The 17,130-nt window shown below is 41.9% G+C and carries 16 protein-coding genes and 1 other RNA gene; 8 read left to right on the forward strand and 9 right to left on the reverse strand.

The window, feature by feature from the left end; translation table 11 throughout:
- A complete protein-coding gene (locus OQJ75_RS11310) occupies positions 1-999 on the forward strand; it encodes an HNH endonuclease (RefSeq protein ID WP_265970865.1) in 999 nt (332 codons plus the stop codon).
- A gap of 11 nt (positions 1,000-1,010) precedes the next feature.
- On the opposite strand, the gene OQJ75_RS11315 is transcribed toward OQJ75_RS11310, so the two are convergent.
- Positions 1,011-1,823: a hypothetical protein gene (locus OQJ75_RS11315; protein ID WP_265970866.1), complete on the reverse strand. Its 813-nt coding sequence runs from the start codon at positions 1,821-1,823 to the stop codon at positions 1,011-1,013.
- Positions 1,824-2,008: 185 nt separating this feature from the next.
- Between OQJ75_RS11315 and OQJ75_RS11320 the strand changes: the two genes are divergently transcribed.
- Positions 2,009-2,287 carry a hypothetical protein gene (locus OQJ75_RS11320; protein WP_265970867.1) on the forward strand — a complete coding sequence of 93 codons (279 nt, stop codon included), beginning with the start codon at positions 2,009-2,011 and terminating at the stop codon, positions 2,285-2,287.
- Between the two features lie 433 nt (positions 2,288-2,720).
- Here OQJ75_RS11320 and OQJ75_RS11325 read toward each other — a convergent pair whose 3' ends face one another.
- From OQJ75_RS11325 to smpB, 5 genes are all read right to left on the reverse strand, one after another.
- On the reverse strand, positions 2,721-3,074 hold the full coding sequence (locus OQJ75_RS11325) for a nucleotide pyrophosphohydrolase (RefSeq protein WP_265970868.1): 354 nt from the start codon (positions 3,072-3,074) through the stop codon (positions 2,721-2,723).
- Complete coding sequence (locus OQJ75_RS11330; RefSeq protein ID WP_265970869.1) at positions 3,055-3,903, reverse strand: HNH endonuclease; 849 nt, start codon at positions 3,901-3,903, stop codon at positions 3,055-3,057. Before OQJ75_RS11330 ends, OQJ75_RS11325 begins: the two co-directional genes overlap by 20 nt.
- 70 nt (positions 3,904-3,973) lie before the next feature.
- The gene (locus OQJ75_RS11335) at positions 3,974-5,236 is read right to left on the reverse strand and encodes a site-specific integrase (protein WP_265970870.1); all 1,263 of its coding nucleotides are present in this window, start codon (positions 5,234-5,236) and stop codon (positions 3,974-3,976) included.
- A 96-nt stretch (positions 5,237-5,332) separates the two neighbouring features.
- Positions 5,333-5,699: a transfer-messenger RNA gene (gene ssrA, locus OQJ75_RS11340) on the reverse strand.
- Positions 5,700-5,765: 66 nt separating this feature from the next.
- Complete coding sequence (smpB, locus tag OQJ75_RS11345; RefSeq protein WP_004735156.1) at positions 5,766-6,251, reverse strand: SsrA-binding protein SmpB; 486 nt, start codon at positions 6,249-6,251, stop codon at positions 5,766-5,768.
- A gap of 119 nt (positions 6,252-6,370) precedes the next feature.
- On the opposite strand from smpB, the gene OQJ75_RS11350 reads away from it, so the two are divergent.
- Together OQJ75_RS11350 and OQJ75_RS11355 are read left to right on the forward strand one after the other, a co-directional pair.
- Positions 6,371-6,799 carry an SRPBCC family protein gene (locus tag OQJ75_RS11350; protein WP_016767156.1) on the forward strand — a complete coding sequence of 143 codons (429 nt, stop codon included), beginning with the start codon at positions 6,371-6,373 and terminating at the stop codon, positions 6,797-6,799.
- Positions 6,800-6,802: 3 nt separating this feature from the next.
- Positions 6,803-7,114 carry an RnfH family protein gene (locus OQJ75_RS11355; protein ID WP_248374139.1) on the forward strand — a complete coding sequence of 104 codons (312 nt, stop codon included), beginning with the start codon at positions 6,803-6,805 and terminating at the stop codon, positions 7,112-7,114.
- A gap of 172 nt (positions 7,115-7,286) precedes the next feature.
- On the opposite strand, the gene bamE is transcribed toward OQJ75_RS11355, so the two are convergent.
- The 3 genes from bamE to nadK form a co-directional block, all read right to left on the reverse strand.
- Entirely contained in the window at positions 7,287-7,646 is a 360-nt protein-coding gene (gene bamE, locus OQJ75_RS11360) for an outer membrane protein assembly factor BamE (RefSeq protein ID WP_004735159.1), read from the reverse strand.
- 167 nt (positions 7,647-7,813) lie between these two features.
- Positions 7,814-9,478 (reverse strand): DNA repair protein RecN, encoded by a 1,665-nt coding sequence (recN, locus tag OQJ75_RS11365; RefSeq protein ID WP_265970871.1) that lies wholly within the window; start codon positions 9,476-9,478, stop codon positions 7,814-7,816.
- Positions 9,479-9,770: 292 nt separating this feature from the next.
- Positions 9,771-10,655, reverse strand: coding sequence for an NAD(+) kinase (nadK, locus tag OQJ75_RS11370; protein ID WP_265970872.1), 885 nt, complete (start codon positions 10,653-10,655; stop codon positions 9,771-9,773).
- A gap of 143 nt (positions 10,656-10,798) precedes the next feature.
- On the opposite strand from nadK, the gene grpE reads away from it, so the two are divergent.
- The 4 genes from grpE (at position 10,799) to dnaK (ending at position 16,907) form a co-directional block, all read left to right on the forward strand.
- Entirely contained in the window at positions 10,799-11,380 is a 582-nt protein-coding gene (gene grpE, locus OQJ75_RS11375) for a nucleotide exchange factor GrpE (protein ID WP_248374142.1), read from the forward strand.
- 389 nt (positions 11,381-11,769) lie between these two features.
- On the forward strand, positions 11,770-13,044 hold the full coding sequence (locus tag OQJ75_RS11380; RefSeq protein ID WP_019823920.1) for a dicarboxylate/amino acid:cation symporter: 1,275 nt from the start codon (positions 11,770-11,772) through the stop codon (positions 13,042-13,044).
- 523 nt (positions 13,045-13,567) lie between these two features.
- Positions 13,568-14,605: a polysaccharide lyase family 7 protein gene (locus OQJ75_RS11385; RefSeq protein WP_265970873.1), complete on the forward strand. Its 1,038-nt coding sequence runs from the start codon at positions 13,568-13,570 to the stop codon at positions 14,603-14,605.
- Positions 14,606-14,993: 388 nt separating this feature from the next.
- Positions 14,994-16,907 carry a molecular chaperone DnaK gene (gene dnaK, locus OQJ75_RS11390; protein WP_019823919.1) on the forward strand — a complete coding sequence of 638 codons (1,914 nt, stop codon included), beginning with the start codon at positions 14,994-14,996 and terminating at the stop codon, positions 16,905-16,907.
- Positions 16,908-17,130 lie beyond the last annotated feature (223 nt).

Raw genomic sequence — 17,130 nt, forward strand, 5'->3', positions numbered from 1 at the left:
GTGGAGTTCGATAACGAAGACTTCTTTAAAGGTATCATTCTGTTTGGCTTGAATGCTGCGACCTACAAAATGGGGTTGGCGAAAACTCTATTAAATGCCTCAAGGAATCAACAAAATGAAATTCTTTGGGGAGATTTGGCCGAGAACTACTTTGATGCTTATCTTAACCGATTAGAACATAACTCAATGCCACAACAGGGAAACCCTAATCGATTGACCAAGATGGAGCGCATTGTTAAAGAGTTCCAGCTTAATGTAATTAATAGGCAAGAAGCGATTAAAAAAGTTGCTGAGACTGCTTTTGAAGACGTAGTACCAAGGTTTCAGACTATCGGTACGGATAAAAAAATCGTAGCTGATTACTTCTATGAGGTCGATATTGGCAATAGGCTTATCCTCAAAGATACTTTGCTTGATTTCGATGCTGCGCAACTAGATACGTTAGAAAGTGAAGTTGCCGCAAGGTGGGGATTGCTGGAAGGTGCTTTCAGTATCAATCAAACTGATTTCGTACTCGCAAATGACATTCGAGAAATCTATCTAAAGAACGGTTATGACAGAAAGGCTCTAACCAACAACATCCCTTTTCTTTCAGGCTATCAAGGAAACTCCTGTTTCTATTGTGGTGAGCCATTGATGAGAGATATCCATGTTGATCATGTTTTACCTCGGCAAGTAATAAATCATGATGAAATATGGAATTTAGTTCTGGCTCATGGTGATTGTAATTTGCTGAAGTCAGATAGATTGGTGGGTAAGCATTTCATAGAGAAGCTTGTTAAACGTAATGAAAACATTATGGGAAGTAATCACCCATGGAAAGCACAAATTGCCAACGCTTTGGGTACTACGCCACGAAGAAGAGTAATGTCTCTTCAGACTCACTACGATAATGTAAAAACTGTATTAGGTAGTTACTACTGGGGTGGTGCTGAATCATATAATCCAGCTACCGACCCTTTCTACAGGCGTCTTATTACAGTCTTGAACAATAAATAGGACTTTACGAGTTATTGATTGAGAATGCTGCTTATTCGAGAAGATAGTGCAGAGTTTTCAAGCTCTCCATCTAACTCTGAAAATGTTTTTTCGATACGGTTTCTCTGGCGATGCATTTGCTTAGTATCAAAGTTATTCTTTGCCTGCTCCCACTTTTCAATCTGGTTCTCTAATTTCTTCAGGAGGTTGTCATTTTTTTTCCGATTTTTTTCTAAATTACGAGATTCATATTGCCATTTTTCTAGCCGTCTGCCTCTGTTTAGCTCGTATGGTTTATAGTCACTAATAGCAATTCCAATATGTGTGCTTACACTAGCTGTGAAGGCTTGTTTCAATAGGATAGTTACGGCCTTTCGCTGGAGATCTCTAAGTACCCTACCACCAACGATTTTCGATACCAGTAGGTGGCAATGGTCATTTGATGTTTTCTGCTGGTGACATACTCCACGAACCAATGAAAAAAATTCTTTCCTCTCTTCACCAACCAATTTGAGATGTTCTGCCAGAGCTATACAGCAGTCTCCTATAATGGCACGCCATTGTTCACGAGTAGGGCTATAGGGCTTTGGAAGAGTAAGGCAGAATTCCATCGCAAAGGAAGTTAGTGGGCGTCCTCTACTGTTGCTACTTAGCATCTTATTGAGTTTATATTGTTCGCCTGCAACTATGATGCGCTTTGAGGTTGCTTCGTTGCCAACAACGTCAAATATTGCGTTGGTATTAGTGTGATTGGGGTGTGATTCGCTTTTTAGGTATCTCTCGCGCGCAACGATCCCTGTTGAACTATTTTTTACGGGCTTGGTAATTACAACAAATGTTTTCATTAGTTTATTACAAGGTTAATAACTTATATTAGTGAAAACAAATTCGGTATTATTTGGTTGAGTTCAAGATAGGCAAATTCGTCACTGCGTTGTAATTTACCTCCTTGTTGGAGGGTTCCCCTCCAAACCGCCCTTGCAAATCTAATTCTCTTATTCCTATAGTTTGAATAAACGTTATGAGTACTATGGAAAAAAGCCTCCACTTAAACGCCTTAGAGAAACAAGTTTCCTTAAAGGTAGAAAAATTGTGTTCAGAACTTGAAACGGTTGAGCGCACTGATATAAAAGAAAAAGATCTAAATGCTTACATTAAGCAAGCAACTCATGCTGCATGGCTAGATTATCAATCTGAGGCAAAGGATATGAGCATTACTTTCTCAGAGAAGGAAGAGGATCTGATAGACCATGTAATCTCTGATGTGACTACGTATATCAGAAGAAATGCGCTCATCAAGTTAAAATAAATCAAGCCCCTGATTCAGGGGCTTTGTTTATTATGGTAGGGATAAATCTAACTCCAACTGTATTGGAATATCGAGTAAATCATTTGGGGCGCTCTCTGAGGAGGCTCCTGTATCAACTTTCTGAAGTGGGGTTATTGCTTCATCTTTCTTAGGTGTTTCATCATCGATTAACTCTAACTCTAACTCTAACTCTAATTGGTGCATCTGGTTTTATTATTGTTTCTACAACGTTTGTTGTCTTCACTATAGTAATAGAACTTTTTACACTACCAATACAACAGCTGCAGATAAAAATATGATTGCCTAGGCGGGTTTGATGCTGGTGGATGTTTCTGACACAAGTACATGTCAATCGTTTTAGCACCGTTTTTTTTGTGAGACATAGCTTAACATCATAATATGATGGCCAACTGAATTGCTGGTTATATAAATATTATAGATCGGTATATTTTTTAGCTATTCCGTAGCTGCGTTCTATTGGGTATTTTTTTTCGTTAACTATTAGCTTTTTGTTGGCCGCTTCTACTAGGTCAATATTAAGCTTGTCAGATAGGCGAAGTAAGTAAAGAAAAACGTCAGCTAGCTCCTCCTCTGCGCGGTCTTTTTGTTTAATGGTCAGGTTTTTACTTTCTTCTTCAGTTAGCCACTGAAAAACTTCCACTAGCTCACCAGCTTCACCTGAAAGAGCCATAGATAGGTTCTTCGGTGAGTGAAATTTATCCCAATCACGGTCTTGTGCAAATGATGCGAGTTTGCTCGTTAGAGTCTTAAGCTCTTTGCTTTTCATAAATATCCTTTAGTGCTTCAATTTTTAACCAAGGTCGTTTTCTATGAAGCATACGGTGGCAGTTAGAGCACACAATAGCTAGGTCGGAGAGTTTTGTTTCTTTGTTTTCCTCTCGGAGGCTAAGAGGATTTTTATGATGGCATTCTGCGAAACCATTACCTAGTTCGCCGTAGGTAGCCTCAAAGTCCATAGAACATATTTCACATTCCAGCTTGCCTGTTTCTTTAATTACTTGCTTTTTCTTTTGCTTAACGAGCTTTGCGCTTCTTTCTCTGGATTTATGAAGCCTCAGTATCGGTTTTCCTTCATAGCCAATCTCTAGTTCTTCAGCTTCTTGCTCTTCATCAAAGTCGTTAGTTATCTGTTCTAGCTTTTCAATAGAACTGGCTCTGGTGACTGAGCCTTGTGTACATGCTGAGTATCGAACTGCTTCGACAAACTCTTCGTTGAAAAACTCTGTACCGAAGTACACATTACCATCATGAACTTCGATGATGTCGAATTCAAAACGATGAGGGTAAATGTCATCAGGCCAAACTTCTGAAGATGATTGGAAGTAGCCTCTAGATACTTTACCTATAGTTATACTTTGAACTACACCGCGAAAGTTATGTAGCTGTTCTTTGCCAACACGTGAGAAGCCTTTTGGAGCTTTACCTTCAGCTTTAAGCCATGAGATAGAATATACAAAAGCAACAAAGTCACCTTCTTTGATCTCTGTAACGGTATCTTTTTTGCTTTCTTTTACCCCCCAAGTACCCTGATTTATACCAATAGGGAAATTAATTCGCGAATGTGGTTTATCTGATACGTATATAGCCCAGATCATATCTTAGCCTTATGAAAATAAAGAATTATCTCATAATAACGATAGAGGTAATAATTGGATATCTAATCGGTCACATAAGAACACATAGACTTGAGATGTCGATTGTTGAGATAGAATCAAATTTTGTTTTCAAATTAAGTTCCTTACCATAACGTTCATATGTGATGGTGTCTTGGGAGTGACCAAGAAGTTCCGCAGCAATGAGGCTTGGGATTAGTGCATTCTTTAACTCATTAGCAAATGTATGTCTGAATGAATGAAAGTCGTGACCTTTTTTAAATCCAAGAGTTGTCTTAAATCGTCCAAACCATTTTGAAGCCGCTGTAGCATAACCGTCGCGCTCTAGATTTAACTCAGGAAACACTCTCTGTGATGCTAAGGATTTCACGTGAGCCACAAACCCCAACTCAATAAGCTTTGGATGTATAGGAATAGTTCTTGCCGCATTTGGTGTCTTGAGGCGCTTATCTGGTGTGCTTTTGTTAATCGAGAGGCACCAAATATCATCAACAAGCTTTATATCGCCTTTATACAGCTGACATAGCTCGTTAAGCCTAGCTCCTGTAAGTACTGCCAAAATCGGAAGCCAGTATTGGTAGGAATGATTAAACTTCCGGTGAGTGAATATTTGGTTATCAAAAATTTGCTTCAATTGCTGTGGACTATAAGCATTCTTCGCTGCACTTACTTTTACTTCTGCTTTAAACCTAAAGCCCTTAAAGGGGTTAACATCGGTGTATTCCATCTGAACGCACCATTCAAAAAATGATGAGCACTTTTGGATGTAGTCTTTAACACTGTTTGGTGAAATCACGGGTAGCTTCAGTGTTTGATTAAGTTTGATAGCTTGTATAGGGGAAAGGTCTTTAAATTGTTGATGCTTTTTTATGTTAGCAGGCAATTGTATTAGCAATTGTCTGATGTCCTCTGCATCACTTCTCCGAATTGATGAGAGCTTCTGTCTATTCAGTAGGCGGAGTACTAAATGGCATTTTGCCACGGCACCAGTGATTGTTTTTTCTGAAACATAAGATGATTTGTACAGTTGATAACTAGATAGACATTGAAAGGGGGAGTCTTTACATGTGCTTTTCTGCTTTCTCGTAGAGTTAACAAGTTTGATTCTACGCTCTTCAAGGGTGAGTTTTGACTTGGTGATTTTCTGTCGGATCTCTAGCTCTAATTGTAATGCTAAGATTTTAGCTTCTTGAAGACAGGAAGTTTTTAGACACCTCTTTATCTCAAAGCGATGTTCAAAAAGTGGCCTGTGGATAGCGGGGATCTGGAATCTAAATGACCAAATTCCGTTTTTACTTAGAGTTAAATAGCGCATGTCTTAGTACCTACGTTCAGTACAAAACGGCTAAAACTAGATGTATAAATACAAAAAGGGCGATAACTCAATGAGTTACCGCCCTTTCCAAACGTTTGGTGGAGCTGGCGGGAGTTGAACCCGCGTCCAAAAATCATTCATCATTGGTACTACATGCTTAGTCGATCTTTAATTTCACCAGCAACCTGCGAACCGACACGCTAGTTAAAGGCTAACCTGAATTATAATTCGCGCTTTTCCTCTCAGGTGGGAGAATCCGCGCTAGCTAGTTTGGGTTTGATCTCTTATTGGTCCCCGTCTTACGAGCGGAAGCTAGGGTAAGAGAGCTCTGAGCAGGTTATTAAGCTGCTAGTGCGTAGTTTTCGTCGTTTGCGACTATTTTTTTGCGGCTTTTAACGTGGCCAACCGCCCCACGGCATGCACCTCAGACTTCAAAATTCCTGTCGAATCCTAAATCAGCCCCAAGTGTTATTTGCATAGTACCAGAAAAGCTTTGCCTGTCTAGCACTGTGCGTTTAAGTGCTTAAAATTAACGCAAATTACTCTTCATAATTCGTGCTTTATCTCTCGCCCAATCTTTTTCTTTCATATCAGTACGTTTATCGTGCAGCTTTTTACCTTTCGCTACGCCAACTTTAATCTTCGCCCAAGAGCGAGACCAGTAAAGTGCGGTTGCGACAAGTGTCATGCCTTCACGGTTAATACGACCGATAAGGTTATCGAGTTCTTTTCTCGACATCAGGAGTTTACGGATACGCGTTGGGTTCGCCACGATATGAGTACTCGCTTGAGTAAGCGGAGTGATCGTCATACCACTAATGAATGCTTCGCCGTCTCGGATGTAGACGTAGCTTTCTGCGATATTGGTTTTGCCTTCACGTAGGGATTTTACTTCCCAGCCTTGTAGCTCAAGCCCCGCTTCTATCTCATCATCGATGAAATATTCGTGGCGAGCTTTCTTATTAAGCGCAATGGTATTACTACCGGCTTTTGATTTTGATTTATTCTTTGCCATAATGGCCTCATTATACGGATTGCACCCTAGTTGGGGAATCCTTTTTATTTGCGCTCTGGCCCAATACAATTAAAATTGCAGTTTGTGTTAATGTAACGCTGTCTTTAACAGGAGTCTATATGCCAAAGGTTACTCGTTCAGCATTAGTGTCGTTTAGTGCCGACCAGATGTTCAGCTTGGTCAATGATGTTGCTCGTTATCACGAGTTTTTGCCAGGGTGTTCTGGTTCACGTGTGATCGAATCTTCAGATTCAACTATGGTGGCTTCGGTTGATGTCTCTAAAGCTGGTATCAGCAAAACATTTACTACGTCGAACCGTTTAGCGGAAGGCGCTGAAATTTTGATGGAGCTGGTGGACGGCCCGTTCAAGAAGCTGCAAGGCGGTTGGTATTTTACTCCGCTTGACGATCAAGCGTGCAAGGTTGAGCTTAAGTTGGAGTTTGAATTTTCTAGCCGAATGATTGAAATGGCTTTTGGTAAGATTTTCAATGAACTGACAAGCAATATGGTCAGTGCTTTTACTCAACGAGCGAAACAGGTTTACTAAGCCATGACTATTGAATCAGATATGATCCACGTAGAAGTTGTGTTCGCGCTTCCGCACGAGCAGCGTGTGTTTACCTTAGTGATAAATAAGAACGCGACCGTTGAAGAAATTATTGCGCAGTCTGGTGTTTTAGAGTTGTATCCAGAAATCGACTTGGCGAAAAATAAAGTTGGCGTATACAGCCGCAACGTTAAGTTAGATGCAACCGTTCGAGATAAAGATCGTATCGAAATTTATCGAGCACTATTGGCTGATCCAAAAGAGATTCGCCGTAAGCGTGCTGAACAAGCAAAAGCGGCTGCTGCTAAGTCGTAATACCAAACAAATTTAAGTAATAAGAGAGCTCGCCACATTGGCGAGTTTTTTGTGCCTGTTGGTTAGGCAACGCAGATAATTTGTTAGCAGATATTAAAAAGCCTGCTCGTGTGAAGTGAGCAGGCTTTTGCGATTCTTGCTTTGTCGACGGGAAAGCTTCGTTGGTTGAAAGCTAGCGAAGGCTTTCGAAGAACTCATCACTGGCTTCAAAATCACCGTTGATCGTTACTAGAGTGCCTGTGGCATCAAAGTTAACGACTAGGTTTTTCTGAATAGGGTCTTCATGGCCTTTTTGGTGGTGGTAAATGTAATACCACGTATCTGGGTAGCCGTTTTCGATAAGCATTGGTGAGCCCATAACGTAACGAACTTGTGTTTTTGTCATGCCAAACTTGAGCTGATCGACAGCTTCTTGTTCAACATAGTTACCCTGATTGATGTCAATTCGATAAACCAACTTCTCTAGTAGAGAGCAACCGGTCAACATTGTTAGTGCAAGTGGAACTGCAACTAACCACTTTTTAATTCGCATAGTTTGAGATCTTTCTTCGCTAAAATACTGCCTGATAATAAACAAGCTCCAGCAAGAAGTAAAAAGCTCCTTGCGCTTTGAGCTTGTTATGACTGGCAATTTTGAATTAAGTTGCAAAATTGCCAAGAATTTTCGGTAAATTATCAGAAAGTTGCCGAATATGTAACCTAAGCTGCGATTAATAACTCTTTTGCGTTGGCAAGCGTCGATTCGGTAATCTGGCTGCCACCAAGCAGTCGAGCAAGCTCTGAGACGCGTTGTTGCTCATCAAGCGTGTGCATTTGGGTCTCAGTCTTACCTGATTTCGTGTTCTTCGCGACAAATAGCTGTTGGTGACCGCAACCGGCAACTTGAGGTAAGTGCGTCACACACATTACTTGTGTCGATTCGCCCAGCTTACGTAGCATTTTTCCGACAACCGCTGCTGTTGGCCCACTGATACCCACATCGACTTCATCGAAAATCAGGCTTGGTGTATCCACTTTTTGCGCTGTGATGACCTGAATCGCTAACGAGATTCGTGATAGCTCACCACCTGAGGCCACTTTAGCAATCGGCTGCATTGGTTGACCTGGGTTGGTCGAAACAATGAAGGTCACGTTATCCATACCCAATGGAGAAGGGTGTGTATTGGTGTTATTCACCTCAATGGCAAACTGCGCTTTTTCCATGCTGAGTTCGTGCATGCTTTGCGTGATCAGCTTGTTTAGCTCTTTTGCGTAACGAGTTCGAGATTTATGAAGCTTCTCTGATTTAGCAACGAACGATTGGTATTGGTTTTCTACCTCGTTTGCTAATTCTTCCAACTTTTCATCGGAACAATCAAGTGCTTCAACTTGTTGTAGTAAGTCTTGATGGTGCTTATAAAGCTCTTCAGGTAACACGTGGTGTTTACGAGAAATCGACATCACTTTAGAGAAACGCTCTTCAACGTAAGCCATACGACCCGGATCGACATCAATGCTGTCTAGGTATGTTCTTAATTCGTTATTGGTCTCTTCAATCTGAATAATGGCTTCAGACAGTAAACTCGGTAATTCAGCCAATCTTTCATCAAGCTCAGCTAACTGAATCAGGGAGTTATTGGCCGATTGCAGAATACCAAGCGCATTAACTTCTTCGCCTTCATAAATAAGCTCGATAGCTTGCTGACAGGTTGTGGCCAGTTCTCCGCTATTGGAGAGGCGCTTATGCTCTTGTTCGAGGTCTTCATATTCTTCCTCCCCAATAGACAGCTCATTTAACTCTTTGATTTGGTATTCAAGAAGTTGTTTTTGAGCTTGGTTTTGCTGGCTATTTTCACGTAACTCTTTTAAGTGGTTATCGGCTTGTCGCCATGACTGGTAAGCATTACGTGTCGATTTCAATAGGTTCAAGTGGCCTGCATATTGATCAAGCATCGCCATTTGGTAATCGCTTTTCATCAACTGGTGATGCGCGTGTTGACCATGGATGTTGATCAGCAGTTGTCCTAGTGATTTCAATTGCGAAAGAGGGACAGGGCTACCGTTGATGAATGCACGAGAACGACCTTCTTTTGAGATGGTTCTGCGCAGGATGCACTCACTGCCATCAAGTAGTTCGTTGTCTTCTAACCAGCGGGTAGCATGCAGATTGTTCTCAAGTAAAAAAGCGGCACTGACCTCGGTTTTCTCTTCACCTTGTCGAACCATTCCTGCATCGGATCTTCCTCCAAGGCATAAGCCTAAAGCATCGATCGCGATAGATTTACCCGCACCAGTTTCCCCGGTGATTGTTGTCATGCCTTTAGAGAGTTCTAGCTGTAAAGACTTAACAATAGCGAAATTATTAACACTTAGATGAGCCAGCATTTTTATTTACCTGTATAACTGAACAATACTGTATATAAGCTCAGTATATACTGTTTCTTTATACAGTAAAGTCGGCAGGTGAAATTTTTTTGTGATAGCTCTCAGAATTGAGGTTGTCTGTAGATCACTGAAACTGCTATAGATTCCCAATTCAGTCGTTCCTCCCTCTTGGGAATGACGATGTGATGGATTGGCGTGAAGATAGAGGTGGCGGGCTTTTGTTAGGCAATAAAAAAGGCTGACGAATACGTCAGCCTTTCAAGTTTTCGGTTATTACTGGAGCTTTTATTTTTTAGAACAGCTTACTCGACCAGCCTAGTTTGTTACGTAGAACGTGGTAGTAGTTGTAGTCTTTAGGGTGAATCAGCTTGAGCACATTAGGGCTTTGGTAAATATGGATCTCGTCGCCAGGAGAAACCGGTAGAGAGATTTGGCCATCGCAGCTAACTTCCTGTGTACCGCGGTTATCAGGCGATACGATCAGCTTGATACGACGCTTTCCATCTACCACAAGTGGGCGGCTTGAAAGGGTGTGCGGAAACATTGGCACTAGTGAGATAGCATTTAGGCTAGATGACAAGATAGGGCCGCCGCCAGAAAGCGAGTAGGCGGTAGAACCTGTCGGTGTTGAGACGATCAAGCCATCAGAGCGCTGTGAGAACGCAAAGCTGTCATCGATATACACTTCAAACTCGATCATGTGCGCGACTTGACCTGGGTGAAGTACGGCTTCATTGAGTGCGGCGTTGTGGCTTTTTATTTGGCCATGACGATGAATCTCTGTTTCGAGTAGGAATCGTTCTTCTTCCATGAACTCACCTTTGAGTACATCGATAAGTGCACTTTGGAAGTTTTCAGGGTTAAGATCGGTTAGGAAGCCAAGGTTTCCTCGGTTCACACCGATGACTGAAATATTGAAACGCGACAATATTCTAGCCGCACCGAGCATATTTCCGTCACCACCCACAACAATTGCGAGATCGGCGCGTTTACCTAACTCAATCAGGCTAGAAAAATGTTCTTGTGGGATATCGTCCAAAATACTGGAGAGCCTATCATCAACAAACACTTGATAACCCTCAGTACTTAACCACTGATAGAGCTCTCTATGAGTCTGAATTGCTTGCTGATCTCGAGGTTTACCAATAATAGCGATGACTTCAAATGGCTTTTTCATAACGTTTCCAAACGAATTAGGCTTGAATCAAAATTCTTCATCCCCATAATAAAGGCAAGTTGAACGTCTATGCGAGTGTTTTATATCAATTTGAGGCGCAAACACGCCTGTCACTGGCATTGAAAACGAATTCTGGAGATATCATGAGCAACGAAGAAAACAAAGTAACCGAAGAAGAACTAGATCAGATCATTGCTGAAGCTGAGAAAGTTGAAGAAGCTGAACTGAATGAAGACGCGGCTGATGAGCAGGAATCAAAAATTGCTCAACTGGAAGCGGCACTGCTTTCTAGTGAATCTAAAGTGAAAGAGCAGCAAGATACTGTTCTTCGCGCGAAAGCTGAAGTTGAAAACATGCGTCGCCGTAGTGAACAAGAAATTGATAAAGCGCGTAAATTCGCGCTAAACAAATTCGCTGAAGGCCTACTGCCTGTCATCGACAACCTAGAGCGTGCAATGCAAGCGGCAGACGCAGAAAACGAAGTGGTTAAGCCATTGTTTGAAGGTGTTGAGCTAACGCATAAAACATTCGTAGACACTGTTGCTAAGTTTGGTCTTAAAGAGATCAACCCTGAAGGTGAAGTGTTCAACCCTGAATTCCACCAAGCGATGTCTATCCAAGAAAGCCCAGATCACGAATCAAACACGGTTATGTTTGTGATGCAAAAAGGCTACGAACTAAACGGTCGTGTGGTTCGCCCAGCGATGGTTATGGTTGCTAAGTAATGACGTATTACGTTACCAAGTGATTGACTGGCGCATTGACTGACTCAGTCGCGGCGACAAAATAAATCACTGGTTTGCGTAAAATAAAAAAGAGAGGCATAGGCCTCTCTTTTTTTGTGCCTATAACTTGAGACTCCACGTAAATAAGCATCAAAACCACATTAAGAATGTCGTTCTTTTTATTTTATCTAGAACAATGATTTAGAGTTTTGTGTTATGAAACTTGTTGTGATTGAGTGAATGTTTTGATGTCACATTTGTGATGTTTTTGTAAATAAATACTTTTAATTGTTATCTTTGTATGTAAAATCCACTGCCATATAGCGATTTTGGTCGCATATATAACTATAAAAGTACAAATTTTAAACACAACAAACTGGAGAAGAACGATGGATAAATCGCTCTCAAGTAAAATTTTTGTAGGCTTGTTCGCCGGTCTACTTATTGGTACTGCTATTCAGTACCTATTCAGCGGTATTGCTATTTTTGATACGTATCTACTTGGCGCTGCCGAGGGTGCTGGTGGTATGTTCGTATCACTTATCAAGTTGCTGGTAGTTCCTCTTGTATACGTATCTATTGTTTGCGGTATTGTTGAGCTAAAAGATATTCGTTCATTTGGTCGTCTTGGTGGTAAAACCTTTGGTCTTTACATTATTAACACCATCATTGCGATTTCAGCAGCGCTAACGATTGGTCTTATTTTCCAACCGGGTGCTGGTGCGAATCTAGCGGGTACAGTTTCTGAGACAATTGCGCTTACAACAACTGAAACGCCAGATATCTTCTCTCTTGTTGTTAACATCGTTCCTAGCAACCCTGTAGAAGCATTTGCAAGTGGCGACATGCTACAAATCATCTTCATGGCTATTCTGACTGGTCTTGCTATTCAAGCGCTTGATTCTCGTGGTGGTCCAGCTATCAAGACGTTCAAGATGGCTAACGAAATCATGATGAAGCTTATCGGCCTAGTAATGAGCCTTGCGCCATACGGTGTATTTGCTCTGATGATTCAACTGGGCGCAACACTGGATGCAGACACGCTAATGTCAGTTGCTGGCTATGTGGCGCTTGTGGTTGCAATGCTTGTGTTCTGGATTTTCTTCTTCTACCCAATGATGGTTGGTTCATTTACTGGTATTTCTCCAAAGCAGTTCCTACGTGCAACTCGTGAGCAAGTTCTATTCTCACTATCTACGGCAAGTTCGAATGCAACAATCCCAGTAACAATGCGTACTCTTACTGACAAACTAAACGTATCTAAGTCAGTAGCAGGTTTCGGTGTACCACTAGGTGCAACCATGAACATGTCTGGTGTATCTATCTACATCGCACTAGCAACTATGTTTGTAGCAAACGCGTTTGGTCAGCCAATCAACACTGCTGATATCTTCACTCTAGGTCTAACTATCTTGCTACTGTCTATCGGTGCTGGCGGTGTTCCTGGTGGCGGTGTCGTAATGGTCGGTGTTCTATTGCACCAACTAGGTTTGCCACCAGAAGGTCTAGCGATTGTTGCTGCTGTTGACCGTATCTGTGACATGTTCTGTACTTCTTCAAACGTAGTCGGTGATACAGCGGTTAACACTATCGTTGCTAAGTCTGAAAACGAAATTGGCGTTGAAGCTAACGAAGAAGCTGAGCTACAAAAAGCAGAAGCTTAATTCTTAATTAAGACTTGATAATTAGGGGCTGTTGACCTTTCGTGGTTAAGTTTTGTTCGAGATAAAATCGTTTTAGGCGCGGCGAAGAGTATGTAGCCTAGTCATTCTAAGCAAATATTCTTTAACAAAGCATAAAACGATTTTAGCCGAACCCTTCGGGCAGCCCTTGTGGTTCATTTCTACTGCGTTATCGGCTTTTCATGTAGGCCAGCTACACGCCAAAGCCTCTTTCTTGTATAAATTTCCCACAAGATGCTGCAAAACCCAGCTCGAAAGGTCAACAGCCTCTGAAGCCCTGCTCAATGAGAGCGGGGCTTTTTTGTTTCAGCTGGTCGATGCTTTGGGCTATCTGTCTTGTGGCTCAAAAGAGGGGCTTGTGTTGGGGCGAAGTCTCATTTTTTCTTTTTACTCGCGTTGAATTGGTCATCAGTTTTCAATATTTAATATAGATCACATATAATAATACAATATTATTTTATTGTTCTGACAACCTATATTCTGACGACATAAAGGAAACCAAATAATGAAGTTGTCCTACCTTAGCCTACTCACTGCTGGTATTTTAGCAGCGCCTGTTCTTGCTTCTAATCACGATGTTGGTCAACAATTTGATCTTGACCCTGCAAAAGCACCAGCACAAAACTTTGATCTATCTAAATGGAAAATTAACTTGCCTGAGTTAACGACCGAAGGATCTAGAAAAGGCAAAACGCTAGAAATCGGTAAGAAAGAATTGTCGAATGTAGAGACGCCTTACGTTCACCCTCAGTGGTTCTACACTGATGCAGAATCTGGCGCGATGGTGTTTGTGGCTCCGAATACGGCACCAACGACACCAAACAGTAAAAACACGCGCAGTGAGCTAAGAGCGATGCTGGCAGACAGCTACTCGGCGCCGAGCAACAACTTCGCGATTTCAAGCCACAAGAATGCAGAAGAATTTGGTTCTATCGGTGGTCAAATGACGGCGACACTTTCTGTTGATCAGGTGAGTACCAGCGGTAGCTACAAAAAAACAGGCGCATTCTCGGTAGTGATTGGCCAAATTCATGGTTCAGACAATGAGCCTCTGAAAATTGTTTACCGTAAATTGCCAGAGCATGAGCATGGTTCGTTAACGTGGAACTATGAATTGAATCCGCCGACAGAGATGAAAGATGCGAAGGATGAAAACGGAAAGAAACTTCGTAAAGACATTCGCCATGATGTATTTGGTCAATACAATCTGAAAAAAGGCAGCTCTGACCCTACTGATGGTATCAAGCTAGGTGAAGTGTTCTCATATGATGTGAATATCAAAGATAACATCATGCACTTAACCTTTACTAAGAATCCAAGCTCAGCCGATCCTATTGTGAAGACGTATGATGTCGATTTGGCTAAGGGTAAATATCAGGGGCATGATATCGACCTTGGTTATGGACAAGACTGGATGTACTTCAAGGCGGGCGCATACAATCAATGCAACACTAAGAAGTCGAGCTCTGCCTGTGAATGGCGTGGTATGGAAGCGGGTGATTACACTCAAGCGAGCTTCTACCAGTTAGTGCTAAATCAATAACATGGCTGAATCAGCCACTATTTGAATAATATTTAACTGATTAACATCTATTTGAAAAAGACCTTCAACATGAAGGTCTTTTTTATGGAATCAGGAATAGTGTTGAGGTTTCAATATAGCGACAAATGCGAGAGCTTCTCAACATTGGAGCCTTAATTGGCAAGGGATCGGTCACTTTTTACCTTTATGTAAAAAGATACGGGAAAAAATAGATTTTTTTTACTTATTCCCTTGAAAACCAGTTTGCAGCCCTTATCTATGGTGCATACGAAAGCAAATTACATTTGCACTTAAATTTTGTGTATTAGGGTTGAATCCCTGATTACCGCCCCCCACATATGTGGGTATAGCAAAAAACTAATATAGATTATATTTCGGAGATAGCCTGATGGGTCGAATCATTGGTATTGATTTAGGTACTACTAACTCTTGTGTTGCTGTTTTAGACGGCGACAAACCACGCGTACTAGAAAATGCTGAAGGCGAACGCACAACAGCATCGGTAATCGCATACACTGACGGCGAGACGCTAGTTGGTCAACCTGCGAAACGTCAAGCAGTTACTAACCCTCAAAACACGCTATACGCAATTAAGCGTCTAATCGGTCGTCGTTTTGAAGATGAAGAAGTTCAACGCGATATCGAAATCATGCCTTTTAACATTGTTAAAGCTGATAACGGTGATGCATGGGTTGAAGCGCAAGGCCAAAAAATGGCTGCTCCTCAAGTATCTGCTGAAGTTCTTAAGAAAATGAAGAAAACAGCTGAAGACTTCCTAGGCGAAGAAGTGACTGGCGCAGTAGTAACTGTTCCTGCTTACTTCAACGATGCTCAACGTCAAGCAACGAAAGATGCTGGCCGTATCGCTGGTCTAGATGTTAAACGTATTATCAACGAACCTACTGCAGCTGCTCTGGCTTACGGCCTAGACAAGCAAGGTGGTGATCGCACTATCGCTGTATACGACCTTGGTGGTGGTACATTCGATATCTCTATCATCGAAATCGATGAAGTAGAAGGCGAGAAGACTTTCGAAGTTCTTTCAACTAACGGTGATACTCACCTTGGTGGTGAAGATTTCGATAACCGCATGATCAACTACCTAGTAGATGAGTTCAAGAAAGAGCAAGGCATCGACCTTAAAGCTGATCCACTAGCAATGCAGCGTGTTAAAGAAGCAGCAGAAAAAGCGAAAATCGAGCTTTCTTCTACTACTCAAACTGACGTAAACCTACCTTACGTTACTGCTGATGCGACTGGTCCTAAGCACATGAACATCAAAGTGACTCGTGCGAAGCTTGAGTCTCTAGTTGAAGACCTAGTTCAACGTTCTCTAGAGCCACTAAAAGTTGCTCTAGCAGATGCTGACCTATCTGTAGGCGAAATCACTGACGTTATCCTAGTTGGTGGTCAAACTCGTATGCCTATGGTTCAAGCTAAAGTAACTGAATTCTTCGGTAAAGAGCCACGTAAAGACGTGAACCCTGACGAAGCTGTTGCAATGGGTGCTGCTGTTCAAGGTGGTGTACTAGCTGGTGACGTTAAAGACGTTCTACTACTAGACGTTACTCCTCTATCTTTCGGTATCGAAACGATGGGCGGCGTGATGACTAAGCTTATCGAGAAAAACACAACTATCCCTACTAAAGCGGATCAAGTGTTCTCTACAGCTGAAGACAACCAAAACGCAGTAACTATCCACGTTCTTCAAGGTGAGCGTAAGCAAGCGACTTACAACAAGTCTCTTGGTCAGTTCAACCTAGAAGGTATCCAACCAGCACCACGTGGCATGCCACAAATCGAAGTAACATTCGACCTAGATGCTGATGGTATCCTGAACGTATCTGCTAAAGATAAAGCAACAGGTAAAGAGCAGAAGATCACTATCCAAGCATCAGGCGGCCTGTCTGAGGAAGAGATCGAAGCAATGGTACAAGAAGCAGAAGCTAACAAAGAAGCGGACAAAAAGTTCGAAGAGCTAGTAACTGCACGTAACCAAGCTGACCAAATGATTCACGGCACTAAGAAGCAAGTAGAAGAAGCTGGTGAAGCTCTACCTGCAGACGAGAAAGCTAAAATCGAAGCGGCTATCACGGCACTAGAAGAAGTTAAGTCTGGTAACGATAAAGAAGCTATCGACGCTAAAGTTCAAGAACTTATGCAAGCAGCTCAAAAGCTAATGGAAATTGCTCAACAGAAAGCTCAAGCTGAACAAGCTGGTGCTGACGCTGGTGAACAACCTAAGCAAGACGACGATGTGGTAGACGCGGAGTTTGAAGAAGTTAAAGACGACAAAAAATAATTTTTCGTCGCTATAACACGTGATTTCTGCGTCGAAGGTACTCACTTACACTTGTAAGTTCCGTGCCTTCTCCTTGAACTAACGTGTTTTAGCTTAGAAAAAGTCGTTTTTCGATTTCTAAATATACGGGCGTCAGAGGTAACTCTCACGCCCGTAAATTTGTATTTAGACTTGTCGATCTAGATAATAGCTTTATTCGGCGTTTCAGCCGGCAGAACTTTTA

The organism is Vibrio sp. 14G-20 (genome assembly GCF_026241515.1).
Classification (GTDB): domain Bacteria; phylum Pseudomonadota; class Gammaproteobacteria; order Enterobacterales; family Vibrionaceae; genus Vibrio.